The following is a 15744-nucleotide window of genomic DNA, read 5'->3' as shown; positions in this document are numbered from 1 at the left end:
AAATGTTCGCATAAAGAATTATAGTAGGCGCACGTATGAATATCCAAACCCCTGACGCCAAAGACCCCAAGCCCAGCGACAGCTATGTGCAGTCGTTCGCGCGCGGGCTGGAGGTGATCCGCTCGTTCAGCGCGGCCACGCCGCAGCAGACGCTGAGCGAAGTGGCGGCCCGTGCGGGCCTCACGCGCGCGGGTGCGCGCCGCATCCTGCTCACGCTGCAGACGCTGGGCTATGTGGAGACGGACGGCAAGCTCTTTCGGCTGAGCCCGCGCATCCTGGACCTGGGATTTGCGTACCTTTCATCGCTGCCGATCTGGAACCTGGCCGAGCCGGTGATGGAGGACCTGGTGGAAGAAGTGCGCGAGTCGTCCTCGGCCGCCGTGCTCGACGGCCTCGACATCGTCTACGTGCTGCGCGTGCCCACGCACAAGATCATGCGCACGAACCTGGGCGTGGGCTCGCGCCTGCCCGCGCCCTGGACCTCGATGGGCCGCGTGCTGCTGGCCGGGCTGCCCGATGAGGAGCTGGAGGCCCGCCTGGCGCAGCATCCGCTGGAGCGCTTCACCGCGCACACCACCACCGAGCTGCCCGCGCTGCTGTCGCGCATCCGCGAGGCACGCCAGCAGGGCTGGTGCCTGGTGAACCAGGAGCTGGAGGAAGGATTGATCTCGATCGCCGCGCCACTGGCCGACCGCACGGGGCGGACGGTGGCGGCGCTCAACATCAGCGGGCAGGCCAACCGCACCAGCGCGGCCATGATGCAGGAGAGCCTGCTGCCCGCGCTGCTGCGCGCCGCGAAGACCATCTCGCGCATGATGGGTGCGCCGCGCGGCCGGGGCGAGTGAAGCCCGGGGCCCGGCGGCCGCCGGGCGGCTTCACGCCGGTGCCAGCCTGGCACCGGCACGGGCATTGCGCGCACAGGGCGCCCACGCTGGGGTGGTGAAGGCTCAGTTCTTGCGAAAGCCCAGCACCAGCACCACGCCGCCCAGCACCATCGCCCCCAGGCTCATCCACTGGGGAATGTTGACGGACTCTTTTTCCTTGACCGTCAGTTCCAGCGGGCCCAGCTTGGCCTGCGTGGTGTCCTTGGTGAAGCTGAAGCCCCCCGTCAGAAAACCTGCCAAGCCCAGCACCAACAAAAGCACACCAACGATTCGCATTGCATTCATGACAGATCTCCCAACACCGGGTATTCAGGGACTGCGGCAGAGCGGGCCCGGCTCCCTGTCCCTGCGCATCGCCAATGTAGGGCAGCTCCCGCCGCGCCCGCGTAGGACACCGCCGCTGCCGCGCGTCGCGCACCCGCCCCGGCGCGCCAGCCGCACTCCGGCGCCGCGTGCAACCCTGCACGCCCTGTGCGCCAGGGCTGCGTGCTACGCTCACGCCCCATGTTCAGCCCCTCCCAAGCCGACGTGCGCCGCTTTCTCTGCGGGGTGCACGCCAAGACCCAGGCCGGCGCGCCCATGGAAGCCATCGAGACGCTGGCCAGCCTGTGGATCGCCGAGCACCCCGAGTACCACACCGACCTGTCCGACGCCGATGCCGCCGTGGCGCGCAACTACGACGAGACGCCGGGCCAGACCAACCCCTTCCTGCACCTGTCCATGCACCTGTCGATCAGCGAGCAGTGCAGCATCGACCAGCCGCGCGGCATCCGCCAGGCGGTGGAGCTGCTGACCGCGCGGCTCGACTCGCTGCACGATGCGCACCACGCCGCCATGGACTGCCTGGGCGAGATGCTGTGGGAAAGCCAGCGCGCCGGCCGCCCGCCGGACGGCGAGGCCTACATCGCCTGCGTGCAGCGGCGGGCCACGCGGGACTGAGACGGATTGGCCTCCAGCCGCATGGCGTCGTTGGTTCGCCTCGCCATGCTGCAGCCCTGTCCTGGGCTTCCCGCCTGGTTGCCCGGCTGCATGCAAATTCGCATGCGGCGCTGAACCCTCCCCGCTCAGCGCCCGGGCTTGCGCGCCTTGTGCGCCAGCGCGGTGCCGGCCAGCAGCAGCACCAGCAGCCCGAGCCCTTCCCGCGAGAACAGGGGCACCGGCACCGGGGTGGGCGATGCGCTCACGACCAGGGTCCCCGCCGCGCTGCTTGCCAGGAAATTGCCGTCGCCGGAGTAGCTCGCGGTCAGCGCCTTCGTGCCAGAGCCCTTCGGCCGCAGTGAGCAGCCTGGCGCCGCCGCGGCCGCCGCGGCCGCCGCGTAGCTGCAGCTCAGGCCGTCGGTGGTGTTCGTGATCGTGATCGTTCCCGTCGGCGTGCCGCCCCCCGGCGCGGCCACCGCCAGCGTCGCCCACACCGTCACCGAACCACCCAGACCGACCGGTCCCACCGCCCCCAGGGCGATACCCGTCGAAGCTGGCAGGACCTCGATGGCCACCGGATTGGACACCGAAGGCAGCGTGAAGCTGGCGGTGTCGCCTGCATAGGCCGCCTGGACGTCGTGCCGTCCAACGGGCAACTGGCGCGCGAGAGCCGCCCTGGCGGAGGCATCAAGCCCCGCATCGCCAAGGTCCGTCGCCGCGCCATCGGAAAAGTGCACGCTGCCGGCCGGCGGCCCCGCTCCCCCCGTCACTTCGGCCAGGAGCGTGATCGCCTGGCCGTAGACGAACGTGGCTCCGGCCAGCGGCTGAGCCAGGCGCACGCTCGACTGCTGTTGCACCGTCGTCTGCATCGATGCCCGGACCGAGGCATCGCCCTGGCTCGTCACGGTCAGCGTCCGCGGCCCGGCCGCGGCAAAGCCGATGGGCCAGCCCACGCTGCCATCGCTCTGCGCGATCACGCCAGGCAGGACGTCGCCCGCCACCGAGCTCGTGATCCTCCATTTCGTCGTGTTGTCGATATGGGCGTTGACGACGGCATCGTCCACCGCCAATACGAATCCTGCGGCAGGATCGGCCGGGGCCGTCGCAGGCAGCGAAACCGCCGTTTGTCCCGCGGGCAGCAGCACGGTGGACGGCCCTTGCAATGCGGGCACCGGAAGCGGCAGGTTGTGAAACTGCAGATCAAAGCGCGCGTTGTGCCCCGGCATCGTGATGTGCACGAGGTAGCTTCCGACGACACGATTGGCCGTGGGCACGACGGGGGTCCAGTTGTCGGAGCCCATCGTCTCGAAGGTATTCCTCCCGGAAGGGAAGGTCGCGCTCGCGCCCGTGCCGGGCGCCGCAACGTTGACGGGCACAGAAAGAAAGCCGATGGCGTGGGTGTCGCTCCACACCGTTTGCGGCCGCACTCCAAACGGAGAGGAGGGCTGGCCGATGCGCATGCTGAACGACTGCGAGGCCGGCATGTAGGCGGTCTCCCAGCCCCAGGGGCCCGCGTCGTCGGGATCGAAGAGTCTCACGCCCTGAAAAATAGCCAGCGGACCCTGGAGCGCCTCGGGGGTCTTGTACACCAGTGTTGCCCGCGGCGCGCGCGCAGTGGTGCTGTTCGGCACACCATCGACGGTGGCGAGAGCGCCGGCGTCCGGCTCGAGTGCGGCCGCATAGCCTGGCAGCGCGGAATCCGTCGTGCCGGGGTTCGCATTCTGTTCGTCCGCCAGCAGCTCCGCGTAGTTGCGGCTGAAATCGAACACGCTGACCGCGCCCGGGCCCGCCACAGGCGCCGTCGCCGCCCGGGCGTCGTCCCACGCGGGCTGGGTGTTCCAGGAGACGGTGCCCGCGTCGAAGTCCTCGGCCGGGGAGAGCCGCAGCGTGGCCGGTTGCGAAACGCTGCTGGCATAGGTCACGAGGCTGGCCTGCAGCGGCGTGGAGGAATACTGCATGATGCTGCGGACCACAAAAGGAAGCTCCGGCGTCTTGAGCAGCGCGACGCCGCGGCTTCCGGCCGTGCCGCTCAGCCGCAGATCGGCACGGCCCGCATCCGCCGCACCGGGAGCGCTCTCCTGGATCTGGGACGACGATGCGGCATTCGATGACACCCCCGTCAAATCCGACAGCGTGATCAACAACTGGACGGAATGCGGCACCAGCGTCTTGCCCGGGCTCGATTCCTTCGCCGCGACATCGAAGTCGGCATGGGACGCATCGGCACCTGGGACGCTGACGATCTTGATGCCGTTGTTGGCGCGGCTGCCGTCCACCCACGACTTGACGATGTCGGTGGCGTCGAAGCTCCGAAAGCCCGGTTGGCGAATGGCCACCGGCTTGCGCACGCTGCTTCCGGCCTGGTAGTCCGGGTCGACGCCAGGCGTCGGCGGGCCCTCCACGCATGCAGGCGCCACGCTTTCCTGCGGCCAGCAGCCATTGCCTTCGAGGGGAACCAACGCAACGCTGCCGGCCACCCGGACGTTCTGGACATAGACGACGATCCTGGCCCTGGCGATCTTGTCCGCGGTCAGCGCATAGGCGGACGGCCCCACCTGGAGCGGCTGACCGGAGCCCGCCCGCGACACCAGGACCATGTTGCCGTTGGGAAGCGTATCGAGCGAGAAGCGGACGACCGCCTGCTGATGTTCATTGATCCGCAGGCCATCGGGATTGCTCGGTGCGTAATCCGATCCCCGCAGACTCGCGTCCGCGACCAGCGGCGCCTCGATCCATTGCGTCTGCACGACGATGGCACAGCCCCCCAGGACCAGCGCCGCGCACACGGCGGCGAACAGGCACAACGCGCCCTTCAGGTGCCAGACACTCCTGCCCATCTCATCCCCTGTCTTCGGTTTTGGCAGCGGATCACGGCCCGCCGCAGCATCGCGATGAATCGTAGGGGAGGGGAGCTCGCCGGTCATGTGCCGACGGCACACGACCACGCGCGCCTATTCGTCAGCCAGCCAACCGGCGAGCTGGTGCCGGCTGCCGACGCCTGTCTTGACGTAGATGTCCTCGAGATGGCGCTTGACGGTACCCGGGCGGATGCCGAGCCTTGCCGCGACTTCGGCGTTGGTCGCGCCATGGGCCACCGCCACGAGCACTTCGCGTTGGCGCTCGCTCAAGGCGCGATCGTGCAGCCGGTGCGCGATGTGGCGGCGCCTGCTGCGGGCCTGCAGGCGGCCCAGCGTCTGGCGGATGTGGCCTTCCAGCAGCGCGAGCGACGTGCGCTCGGGGTCGCCGAAGCCGCGCGTTGCGCGCGTGACATTGAGCGTGAGCATGCGCCCTTCGCCAAGGTCGATGTCCAGGCCCAGCCCATCCTTCTGGCCGACGCGGCCATAGGCCTCCGCGTTCAGCGCACACCGGCTCCACGCCGTCGGCGAGAGTTGGTCGGAAATGCTCATCGGCACGCGGCGCTTGCCGTAGCCGGGATTGTCGCCAAGGTGCTGATGGACGGCCTCGTTGATTTCGCGCGACACGGCGCGCTCCGGCGCATACAGGGTGCGCAGCGTCGGCGTGCAGTTGCGCCAGTCGACAACGAAGATGTCTCCGCCCACCACGCTGCGCAGCGCCTGGAGCAGGTTGTTCGACAGGTCGTTCGGGTCCCGTGTCGAATGCACCAGCAGCGTCGCGTGGCTCAGCCGGTGCAGAGAATGCGAGTCGAGATAGCCCATCGTGTCTCCGCCTGGATCGATGCAACCGTTCAAAAATACCAGCGTCCCGTGCCGAAGCTGACCCTCAGCCGCCCGTCATGCCCCGCCACCAACAAAAACGCCCCTCGCAGGAGGGGCGTCTTCTTGGTGGCACACCGCAGCGCTCAGCGGAAGCGCGATTGCGGCACCACGTGCAGGTCGCCGTCGATGCCGCTGATGTAGCCCGACAGCGCCTTCAGCTCCGCATTGGTGAACTGCTTGGCCACGCCGCCCATGATGGCGTTGCTGCGGCCTACGTTGGGGTTCTTCTCGGCCTTGTAGGACTTGAGGGCCACGAAGAGGTAGTCCGCGTGCTGGCCCGCGATCTTGGGGTACGAAGGGTCGATGGGCTTGGCGAAGTTGTCGCCGTGGCACGAAACGCAGGCGCCCTTCTTCAGAAGCTCGGCCACCTGCACGCTGGGTTCGCGGCCGGGCTTGGCGGGCAGTTCGGCCCCCGTCTTGCCATGCTGCTCATAGTAGGCGGCCACGTCGGCGATGTCCTTTTCGCTCAGCGAATCCGCGATGCCGCGCATGGTGGGGTGCTTGCGCTCGCCCTTCTGGTAGGCGACGAGCGCCGAGGCAATGTACTTGGCGCTCTGGCCCGAGATCATGGGCACCTTGTGCACTTCGGGAAAGCTGGCCTGGTAGCCCGGAATGCCGTGGCAGCCAATGCACATGGCAATCTTCTGCTTGCCGGCTTCCACGTCGCCTTTGGCTTCCTGGGCATGGGACAGGGCGGTCACGGAAGCGACAGCCAGGGCAAATAGCGTGGTCAGCGTTTTGTTCATTTTGCGCGCACAATCTCGTGGAAGTTCAGCTCTGGGCTCTGATCAACCGCCGATTATAGCCAGCGCCTGTCAAGCCCATTCATCAACGATCCGGTGATTCGCCCCCATGAAATTCCAAGGCTCCCAGAACTACGTCGCCACCCAAGACCTGATGCTCGCCGTGAACGCGGCCATCACCCTGCAACGCCCGCTGCTCATCAAGGGGGAGCCGGGCACCGGCAAGACGATGTTGGCCGAGGAAGTGGCCCAGGCGCTCGACATGCCGCTGCTGCAATGGCACATCAAGTCCACCACGAAGGCGCAGCAGGGCCTGTATGAGTATGACGCGGTCAGTCGCCTGCGGGACAGCCAGCTGGGCGATGGCGACAGCGCCGAGCGCGTCAAGGACATCCGCAACTACATCATCCAGGGCGTGCTGTGGCAGGCCTTCACGGCCGACCGCCCCGTGGCGCTGCTCATCGACGAGATCGACAAGGCCGACATCGAATTCCCGAACGACCTGCTGCGCGAGATCGACCGCATGGAGTTCTACTGCTACGAGACGCGCGAGCTCATCAAGGCCAAGCACCGCCCGCTGGTGTTCATCACCTCCAACAACGAGAAGGAGCTGCCCGACGCGTTCCTGCGCCGCTGCTTCTTCCACTTCATCAAGTTCCCCGAAGCCGACACGATGCGCCAGATCGTCAACGTGCACTTCCCCACGCTCAAGAGCGAGCTGCTGGGCGTGGCGATGAAGACGTTCTACGACGTGCGCAACCTGCCTGGTCTCAAGAAGAAGCCCTCGACCAGCGAACTGCTCGACTGGCTCAAGCTGCTGGTGGCCGAAGACATTCCGCTGACCGCGCTGCAAAGCGCCGACAACAAGGTGGCCGTGCCGCCGCTGGTGGGCGCGCTGCTCAAGAACGAGCAGGACGTGAGCCTTTTCGAAAAGCTGGTGTTCATGAACCAGCGGAACCGGTAGTCCCCCCGCCATGGCCGCACCCACCACCCCCTCCCTCATGGACGGCATCGCCGACGCCATCGGCTTTGTCGGCGGCGCCCTCGCCGGTTTCTGGCTGGGCCAGTGGCTGGGCCTGGACATCTTCGCGCCGGGCTACGGCAACAAGGCGCTGGGGGGCATTGCCCTCGTGGGCCTGGGCGGCGGCCTGGGCCTGCATGCGGCACGGCGCTGGCAGACGCACCGGCGCAACAAGCCTTCCAAGGACTGATGAAGGGCAACGACACATGGCCTTTGTAGAACCCGTCACCCTGCGCGACCGCGGCATCCGCCTGGAACCCCTGGCGCTGTCCCACGAACACGGCCTGGCCGCCGCCGCCGCCGATGGCGAACTGTGGAAGCTGCGCGTCACCTCGGTGCCCGAGCCCCAGGACACGCGTGCCTACATCGAGATGGCGCTCAGGATGCGCGAGGACGGCAACCGCTTCGCGTTCGCCGTGGTGGAGGATGCCAGCGGCAAGGTCCTGGGCTCCACGAGCTACCACGACATCCTGCCCGCGGTGAAGCGCGTGGAGATCGGCTACACCTGGTACCGCCAGAGCGTGCAGCGCACCCACGTCAACACGACGTGCAAGCTGATGATGATGGGCCACGCCTTCGACACGCTGGGCAGCCATGTGGTGGGCTGGCGCACCGACAACTACAACTTCGCCTCGCAAAAAGCCATCGAGCGCCTGGGCGCCAGGAAGGACGGCGTGATCCGCGGCCACGCCCTGCGCCGCGACGGCACCGTCCGCGACACGGTGATGTACAGCATGCGCTCGGGCGAATGGCCCGAAGCCAAGGCGCAGCTGCTATACCTTTTAGAGCGCCACACGCTTTCCCAGTAACCGCTGGAGGCCAGAACCATGCTCATCGACTTCTTCTACACCCTGCGCTCGGCCAAGCTGCCGGTATCGGTCAAGGAATACCTCACCCTGCTCGAAGCCCTGCAGGCTGGCGTGGTGGGCCCCAAGTCCGACGATGCCTGGAGCCTGGACGACTTCTACAACCTCTCGCGCCTCACGCTCGTGAAGGACGAGAAGCACTACGACAAGTTCGACCGGGCCTTCGGCGCCTACTTCAAGGGCGTGGAGATGGTGGCCGACTTCACCAAGGAGATCCCGGCCGACTGGCTGCGCAAGATCCTGGAGAACGAGCTCACGCCTGAACAGAAAGCAGCCATCGAGAAGATGGGCTGGGACGAACTCATGGAGACGCTCAAGAAGCGGCTCGAAGAGCAGAAGGAACGCCACGAGGGCGGCAGCAAGTGGATCGGCACGGGCGGCACCAGCCCGTTTGGCCACGGCGGCTACAACCCGCAGGGCGTGCGCATCGGCGGCGCAGGCAAGAACAAGAGCGCCGTGAAGGTGTGGGAGCAGCGCGCCTACAAGGACTACGACGACCAGCAGGAGCTGGGCACGCGCAACATCAAGGTGGCCCTGCGCCGCCTGCGCAAGTTCGCGCGCGAGGGGCACGAGCTGGAGCTGGACCTGCCCGACACCATCCGCAGCACGGCCGCCAACGCGGGCTACCTCGACATCAAGATGGTGCCCGAGCGCCACAACAACGTGAAGGTGCTGCTGCTGATGGACGTGGGCGGCACCATGGACGAGCACATCCAACGCGTGGAGGAACTCTTTTCCGCCGTGAAGACGGAGTTCAAGCACCTGGAGTTCTACTACTTCCACAACTGCGTGTACGACTTCATGTGGAAGAACAACCGCCGCCGCTTCGCGGAGAAGTTTCCCACCTGGGACATCATCCGCAAGTACAACAAGGACTACAAGCTGATCTTCGTGGGCGACGCGACCATGAGCCCCTACGAGATCCTGCAGCCCGGCGGCAGCGTGGAATACAACAACGAGGAGGCGGGGGCGGAGTGGATCCAGCGCCTCACGCACGCCTTCCCCAAGCACGCGTGGATCAACCCCGAGCCCCAGGGCGTGTGGCAATACCGGCAAAGCATCAGCATCATCCAGCAGCTCGTCGGCAACCGCATGCACCCGCTGTCGCTCAAGGGGCTCGAAGAGACGATGCGGCTGCTGTCCAAGTAGGCAGGGGCGCCCGCGGCGCGCACCGGTCCATCGCGCGTAACTGTCTGACACAGGCGGTCTTATTTTCGGTGCATAGTGGCGGGGCAAGGCCTGCGGGCCACGTTCCACTCCATATACCGTCCTGTCGTGCATTTCAGCATCCCGCGCCCTACCGCCACATCTCCAACGCCGGCCCCGTGGCCGGCGTTGCTGCTTTTCGGAGCGCTGGCCCTGCAGGGCTGCAGCCTGCTGCCCCGCGCGGAGGAACGCGACGCCTCGGCGCCCGCGCCGGTCATCGCCGCATCGGATGCGCCGTCGTTCAACGTGCAGGTCAAGGCCCCGGACAGCGTGCGCGAGACGCTGGAGCGCCACCTGGAGCTGCAGCGCTTTCGCAATCTGCCCGACCTGCACGCCAACGAGCTGCAGCGCCTGCTGGGCGCGGCCGACGCCAATGCGCGCGAACTGCTGGGCACCATGGGCTACTTCGCCCCGACCATCACGGTGGAGCTGACCGACACCCCCGACAGCAAGACCGCGCCGCGCACCGTGACGGTGACCGTGGAGCCGGGGCCCCAGACCCGCATCGCCAGCGCGGACATCGACTTCGCGGGCGCCGCCAGCCCCGCCATCGCCGGCACGCAGGCGCAGGAAAACGACGCTGCCGACACGAAGGCCAGCCTGCGCCAGCAGCAGCGCGTGCAGCGCGACTGGTCCCTCTCGCCCGGCCAGCCATTCACCCAATCGGCCTGGGATTCGGCGAAGACCGACGGCCTGCGCCAGCTTCAGGCCCGCCGCCACCCCACCGCGCGCATTGCCAGCAGCCGCGCGCAGGTGGATGCCGACAAGCACGAAGCCAGGCTGAGCGTGACCTACGACCCCGGGCCGGTCTACCGCTTCGGCCCACTGCGGGTCGATGGCAGCCAACGCTACGACCCTGACGGCGCCCGGCGCCTGGCGCGGCTGCCCACGGGCGCGGTCTATGACGAGGCCGAACTGCTGGACGCCCAGCTGCGCCTGGCCAGCAGCGGCTACTACGACGCGGTGTTCCTCACGCTCGACACCGAGGGCACCGACCCCCAGGCCGCGCCCATCGTTGCCCAGGTGCGCGAAGCCCCGCTGCAAAAGCTCGTGTTCGGGCCCGGCTTCTCCACCGACAGCGGCGCACGCCTGTCCCTGGAGCACATCCACAACCAGCTGCCCGGCTTGGGATGGCGCGCCGTGAGCAAGCTGTCGCTGGACCGGGAGACCAAGCTCGCGGGCACCGAATGGACCGACCTGCCAGACAACCGGGGCTGGCGCTGGTTCGCGGGCGGCCAGCTGCAGCGTGAATCGACGGGCGACTACGAAGTCAACAGCGGGCGCCTGCGCTCGGGGCGCAGCAAGAGCACGAAGCACATCGACCGCAACTACTTCCTGCAGTACGACTACGCCAACAGCCAGGGCCTGAACGCCCCGCCATCGGGCACGGCCGTCAGCGTGAACTACGGGTGGACAGGCCGCTACTTCAACAACCCCACGGCCCCCACGCGGGGCCACGGGATTGCCGTGGAACTGGGACTGGGCACCACGCTGCGGCCCGAGCGCGACCCGTTCGTGCGCACGCTGGTGCGGTGGCAATCGTTCCTCCCGGCGGGGCGCGTGCAGGACGCGGCGGGCGTGGCCCGCAGCGCCCGCGTGGCGCTGCGGGCGGAAGCCGGCGCCGTGGTGGCGCGCGATGGCGCGCAGATTCCCGTCACCCAGCTTTTCCTGACCGGTGGCGACACCACCGTGCGCGGCTACGGGTACCGCAGCATCGGTGCGCGCACGGACAACGGCCAGCTCTATGGAGGCCGCTACCTGGCCGTGGGCAGCGTCGAATGGCAGCGGCCCATCGTCTACGGCGGCGCCATGACCGACTGGGAAAGCACCCTGTTCGTGGACGCGGGCGCCGTGGCGGACCGCATGGGGGACCTGGACCCGCGCGTGGGCGTGGGTGCCGGCGTGCGCTGGCGCAGCCCCGTGGGCCCCTTGCAGGCCGATCTGGCCTACGGCGTGAAAACCAAGGAACTGCGGCTGCACCTGCGGCTGGGTTTCAGCTTCTGATGGCCGGGCGGATGCACCCCGACACCCCCAAGCCCCACGCCCGCTCCTCGGACTTCAGCGCCGGGGCGTCGTCTTCCGGGCCGCGCCCGCCAGCCCGGCGCGCGCGCCGCGCCGCGCGGGCCGCGGGCTGGCTTCTGGTGGCCCTGGTGGCGTTGATGATCGCCGCCGTGGCGGCGGTGTGGTGGTGGACGGGCAGCGGCACCTCGCTGGCCACGGCGCTCGCGCGGGCGGCCCGCTACCTGCCGGCCGGCCAGCAGCTGGAAAGCCGCGAGGTCACCGGATCGCTGCGCCAGGGCGGGCACATCGGCTGGCTGCGCTGGAGCAGCCCGGCCCTGGCCGTCGAGGTCACCGACATCCGCCTGGGCTGGCAGCTGGCCCCCCTGCTGCAGTGGCGGCTGGAACTGGGCGAAGTGCATGCCGCGCGCGTGCAGATCACGCCGCAGGGCAGCCAGCCCGATGCCGAACCCGCCACACCCCTCACGCAGCTTGTGCTGCCGCTGCACATCGGCGTGCCGTTTCGTGTCGACCAGTTGCAATGGGCCGGATCGCCCGCCGTGCAAGCGCTGGGCCTGGCGGGCGACTACCGGTTTGACGGCCGCGAGCACCGCCTGAACATCGACAGCGTGGAGCTGGCCCAGGGCCGCTACAGCGCGCGGGCCACCCTGGGCGCACAGGCCCCCATGGCACTGGATGCCAGCGTGGATGGCACCGTGCACACCGCCGTGCCTGGCGGCGAACCCGCCATGCAGGTGCAGGCGCACGCCACGCTGCAGGGCACATTGGCTACCGCTGCGGCGCGATTGCAATTGCAAGCGCGTGTAAGCCCCTCCCCCGGCACCTCCACGCCCACGCCAGCCCCGGGCACGCGGGGACCCCGGGCTCCAGCGCCGCCCACCAAGGCGCCCGCCCCCGCCCCAGCGCAACCCATGCAGGCCGATGTGCAGGCCACGCTCGCGCCCTGGGCGACCCAGCCCCTGCAGGCGGCCAGCGCCACGCTGCACGCCATCGACCTCGCGGCGCTCTGGCCCCAGGCGCCGGCGACCCAGTTGCACGGCACCGTGCAGGCGGGGCCAGGACCGGCAGGCGGCGGCACCCACTGGTCGGTGCAAGCGCAGCTGCACAACGAGCTCCCAGGCCCCTGGGACCAGGCACGCCTGCCCCTGACGGCCCTGCGGGCCGATGCCCGCTATGACGGCACCCGCTGGACCGTGCCTGCCGCCACGGCCTCGGCCGGCGATGGCACGGTGACGCTGCAGGGCCACTACACCCCGGCCACCCACGCGATGGAAGGCGAGGCCCAGGTGCGCAACCTGCGCCCCGATGCACTGCACACCGCCTTCGCGGCCGCCCCTTTGGCGGGCCGCCTCAGCGCGCAGACGGCGCAGGGCGACACCGTGCGCTTCACGGCGGACATCCGCGCCGCCGCGGCGGGCAGCCGGGCGGCGGGCGGCCGGGCTTCCGCCCTGCGCATCAACACCTTCACCGCGCAAGGCCACTGGCAGCCCGCCCCGCCCCCGCAGGCCGGCACTGGCGGCACGTTGCGGCTCGAACGCCTGCTGCTCGACGCCCTGCAGGCGCGCGCCGAGGCCACCGACCTGCGCATCGCGCTCGGCGGGCCGCCTTCCGTACAGGGCCAGATGGTGCTGACAGTGCCCGGCGCCACCGCCCGTGCCCAGGGCCATGCCGCGCCGCTCGCCGGCGGCGGCGACCTGCAGGTGCAGTGGAGCGACATCGACACCACCCAGCGCTGGCTGGCCAGCCTGCCGCTGGCGGGCGGCACGCTGCAAGGCGCCATGCAGGGCATCTCCGCCAAGGGCGCGGGGCAGCTCACCGCCCGCTGGAAAGGTGGCTGGCAGACGCTGGTGCGCCAGCTGCAGGCGGCCGGCGGCGGCAGTGCGCCGCCAGCGGGCAAGGACACCTTCGAGCTGCAGGCCACCCTTGGCACCGCGCACATGGAACTGTCGCTGCCGCCCGCGCCAGGTACCGGCCGGGGCGCCACCGCGGTACAGCTGCGCGCCGTGAAGGCCGAGCTTTCCGGCACCCTCGCACAAGCCGCGCTGTCGCTGCAAGGAGAGGCCCGCATGGATGCGCCCCAGGGCGCACAGGCCCACCGCCTTGCGCTGCAGACCCGCCTGACCGGCGGGCTGGCCGCCCCCGCGCAGTGGCAGGTACAGGTCGGCGAGATGCGCCTGCAGGCGCAGGACACACAGCGCCCCGGGCCATGGACCCTGCAGCTGTTCGAACCACTGCACATCACCGCACGAACCCCGGGCACCGCCCCGTTGTCGGTTGAAACCTCCGCAGGCCAGGCCCGCCTGAACGGCCCGCTGCCGGGCACCGTGGTCCTGCGCTGGCAGCCCGTGCGCGTGGCCTCCGGGCCCGCGCTGCGGGTGCAGACCCAGGGCACGCTGCAAGGCCTGCCCATGGCCTGGGTCGACGCGCTGGGCGCGGGGGACACCCCTGCCGCCGCGGGCCGCACGGCCCAGCCCCTGCTGGCCCGCATGGGCCTGGCCAGCAGCATCCTGCTGGACGGCCAGTGGAACGTGGACACCACCACGGCCAACCCGCGCGCCAGCGCCAGCCTGCGCCGGGCCAGCGGCGACCTGCGCATCCTGGCCGGAGACCCCACCGCCGTGACGGCCGTGCAGAGCAGCGGCCAGGGCAAGGGCGCGGGCGCCGCCACCGCGATCGCCACCGAGGCCTCGGCAGCACCGGCGGGAGCAGGCACGGCAGCGGGTGTGCGCGAGGCCGAGGCCACCCTCGATCTGGACGGCGAAGCCCTGCGGGCGCGTGTGCGGTGGATGAGCGAGCGCGCCGGAGAGATCGACGCCAGCGTGAACACCCGCCTGTCGCTCGCGGGGCCCGCGGCCGCCTCGCCCCCCGCACCCGCTCGGCCGGGCGCGGCAGACGCACCACAGCGCACCGGCACCGCAAGCCTTGCCTGGGCACCGGATGCGCCACTGGCTGGCACGCTGCGCGCGCGCCTGCCCGACGTGGGCGTGTGGTCGGCCCTGGCCCCGCCCGGCTGGCGCGTGCGCGGCACGCTGGACGCGAGCGCCACCCTGTCGGGCACCCGCAACGCGCCGCGCTGGTCGGGAACCCTGGGCGCGGACGACCTGGCGGTGCGGTCCGCCGTGGACGGCGTGGACCTGCAGGGCGGCCGCCTGCGTGCCACGCTGCAAGGCAACCAGCTCGACATCACCGAGTTCCGCCTGCAGGGCGGGCGCGGCAGCGGCGCGCGCATCGCGGGCTTCAGCGGCAACCGCACGGCCGCGCCGCAGGACGGCGGCACCCTCACCGGCACCGGCCGCATCACCTGGGGCGATGCCGCCAACGGCCTCTCGGGCATTGCCATGGGTTTTCAGGCGGAAGCCAAGGCCCTGCAGGTGCTCGTGCGCGCAGACCGGCAGATCAGCGTGTCGGGCCAGCTGCAGGCCCAGCTGCAGCAGGGCCAGATCAGCCTGCGCGGCAAGCTCACCACCGACCGGGCCACCATCATCCTGCCCGACGAAAACGCCCCCAGCCTGGGCTCGGACGTCGTCGTGCGCTCGGCCGCCAAGGACCGCGAGGACCAGGCCAGGGCGCAGGCCGCCGCGAAGGCCAGCCAGGTGGCGGCGCAGGCAGAAACCGCCAAGCCGCCCGACATCGCGGTCACCCTCAACCTGGGCCGCGACTTCGCGCTGAGCGGCCATGGCATCACCACCCGGCTGACGGGCGAGGTGGACATCCGCAGCAGCGCCGTGCCCGGCGCCCCACCCCGCGTGACGGGCGAGGTGCGCACCGAGGAAGGCCGCTACCGGGCCTGGGGACAGATGCTGGACGTGGAGACCGGGCTCATCCGCTTCAACGGCCCGTACAACAACCCGTCGCTGGACATCCTCGCGCTGCGCCCCAACATCAGCGTGCGCGCGGGCGTGCAGGTCACGGGCAGCGCCCAGGCCCCCCGCGTGCGCCTGTATTCCGACCCCGAACTGCCCGACGCGGAAAAACTCTCGTGGGTGGTGCTGGGCCGCAACGCAGCCGCGGGCGGCGCCGAGGCCGCCGTGCTGCAGCAGGCCGCGCTGGCGCTGCTGGGGAGGGGCGGCAACAACAACACGGCGGCCAACATGGCCAGCCGGGTCGGCCTGGACGAGATCGGCTTCAAGGGCCCCGGCTCCGGCGAAGACGCCAGCGCCGCCGCCCTCACCTTCGGCAAGCGCCTGTCCAAGGACCTGTACGTGACCTACGAACGCAGCCTGTCGGGCACGCTGGGCACGCTGTACATCTTCTACGACCTCTCGCGCCGCCTCACGCTGCGCGGGCAGACCGGCGAGAAGAGCGCGGTGGACATCATCTACACGGTGAAGTACGACTGAGGCCCCACCT

General features: G+C 69.8%; 12 protein-coding genes. 8 read left to right on the top strand and 4 right to left on the bottom strand.

Annotated elements, in window-relative coordinates:
* Positions 1 to 35: 35 nt before the first annotated feature.
* Complete coding sequence (locus AC1RVY_RS15135; protein WP_218295972.1) at positions 36 to 845, top strand: IclR family transcriptional regulator domain-containing protein; 810 nt, start codon at positions 36 to 38, stop codon at positions 843 to 845.
* Between the two features lie 102 nt (positions 846 to 947).
* Here AC1RVY_RS15135 and AC1RVY_RS15130 read toward each other — a convergent pair whose 3' ends face one another.
* Complete coding sequence (locus AC1RVY_RS15130; protein WP_029413244.1) at positions 948 to 1169, bottom strand: hypothetical protein; 222 nt, start codon at positions 1167 to 1169, stop codon at positions 948 to 950.
* A 219-nt stretch (positions 1170 to 1388) separates the two neighbouring features.
* On the opposite strand from AC1RVY_RS15130, the gene AC1RVY_RS15125 reads away from it, so the two are divergent.
* Complete coding sequence (locus AC1RVY_RS15125) at positions 1389 to 1823, top strand: DUF1841 family protein (RefSeq protein WP_218295973.1); 435 nt, start codon at positions 1389 to 1391, stop codon at positions 1821 to 1823.
* Positions 1824 to 1948: 125 nt separating this feature from the next.
* Here AC1RVY_RS15125 and AC1RVY_RS15120 read toward each other — a convergent pair whose 3' ends face one another.
* The 3 genes from AC1RVY_RS15120 to AC1RVY_RS15110 form a co-directional block, all read right to left on the bottom strand.
* Positions 1949 to 4726 (bottom strand): Ig-like domain repeat protein, encoded by a 2778-nt coding sequence (locus tag AC1RVY_RS15120; protein WP_492806984.1) that lies wholly within the window; start codon positions 4724 to 4726, stop codon positions 1949 to 1951.
* A gap of 27 nt (positions 4727 to 4753) precedes the next feature.
* Positions 4754 to 5479: a helix-turn-helix transcriptional regulator gene (locus tag AC1RVY_RS15115; RefSeq protein ID WP_218339588.1), complete on the bottom strand. Its 726-nt coding sequence runs from the start codon at positions 5477 to 5479 to the stop codon at positions 4754 to 4756.
* Between the two features lie 143 nt (positions 5480 to 5622).
* On the bottom strand, positions 5623 to 6285 hold the full coding sequence (locus AC1RVY_RS15110; RefSeq protein WP_218295976.1) for a c-type cytochrome: 663 nt from the start codon (positions 6283 to 6285) through the stop codon (positions 5623 to 5625).
* Between the two features lie 106 nt (positions 6286 to 6391).
* On the opposite strand from AC1RVY_RS15110, the gene AC1RVY_RS15105 reads away from it, so the two are divergent.
* From AC1RVY_RS15105 to AC1RVY_RS15080, 6 genes are all read left to right on the top strand, one after another.
* Positions 6392 to 7246 (top strand): AAA family ATPase, encoded by an 855-nt coding sequence (locus AC1RVY_RS15105; RefSeq protein WP_218295977.1) that lies wholly within the window; start codon positions 6392 to 6394, stop codon positions 7244 to 7246.
* 10 nt (positions 7247 to 7256) lie between these two features.
* Complete coding sequence (locus AC1RVY_RS15100) at positions 7257 to 7493, top strand: hypothetical protein (protein ID WP_218339591.1); 237 nt, start codon at positions 7257 to 7259, stop codon at positions 7491 to 7493.
* 16 nt (positions 7494 to 7509) lie between these two features.
* The gene (locus tag AC1RVY_RS15095) at positions 7510 to 8112 is read left to right on the top strand and encodes a GNAT family N-acetyltransferase (protein WP_492253811.1); all 603 of its coding nucleotides are present in this window, start codon (positions 7510 to 7512) and stop codon (positions 8110 to 8112) included.
* Positions 8113 to 8130: 18 nt separating this feature from the next.
* The gene (locus AC1RVY_RS15090) at positions 8131 to 9318 is read left to right on the top strand and encodes a vWA domain-containing protein (RefSeq protein WP_218295980.1); all 1188 of its coding nucleotides are present in this window, start codon (positions 8131 to 8133) and stop codon (positions 9316 to 9318) included.
* 126 nt (positions 9319 to 9444) lie between these two features.
* Positions 9445 to 11379 (top strand): autotransporter assembly complex protein TamA, encoded by a 1935-nt coding sequence (locus AC1RVY_RS15085; RefSeq protein ID WP_492253812.1) that lies wholly within the window; start codon positions 9445 to 9447, stop codon positions 11377 to 11379.
* 11 nt (positions 11380 to 11390) lie between these two features.
* Positions 11391 to 15734: a translocation/assembly module TamB domain-containing protein gene (locus AC1RVY_RS15080; RefSeq protein ID WP_492806983.1), complete on the top strand. Its 4344-nt coding sequence runs from the start codon at positions 11391 to 11393 to the stop codon at positions 15732 to 15734.
* The last annotated feature ends 10 nt before the right edge of the window (positions 15735 to 15744 follow it).

The sequence above is a fragment of the Acidovorax sp. GW821-FHT11A03 genome (genome assembly GCF_058809075.1).
The sequence above is the reverse complement of the archived record's forward strand: the minus strand, read 5'-3'. Positions and strand labels throughout refer to the sequence as shown.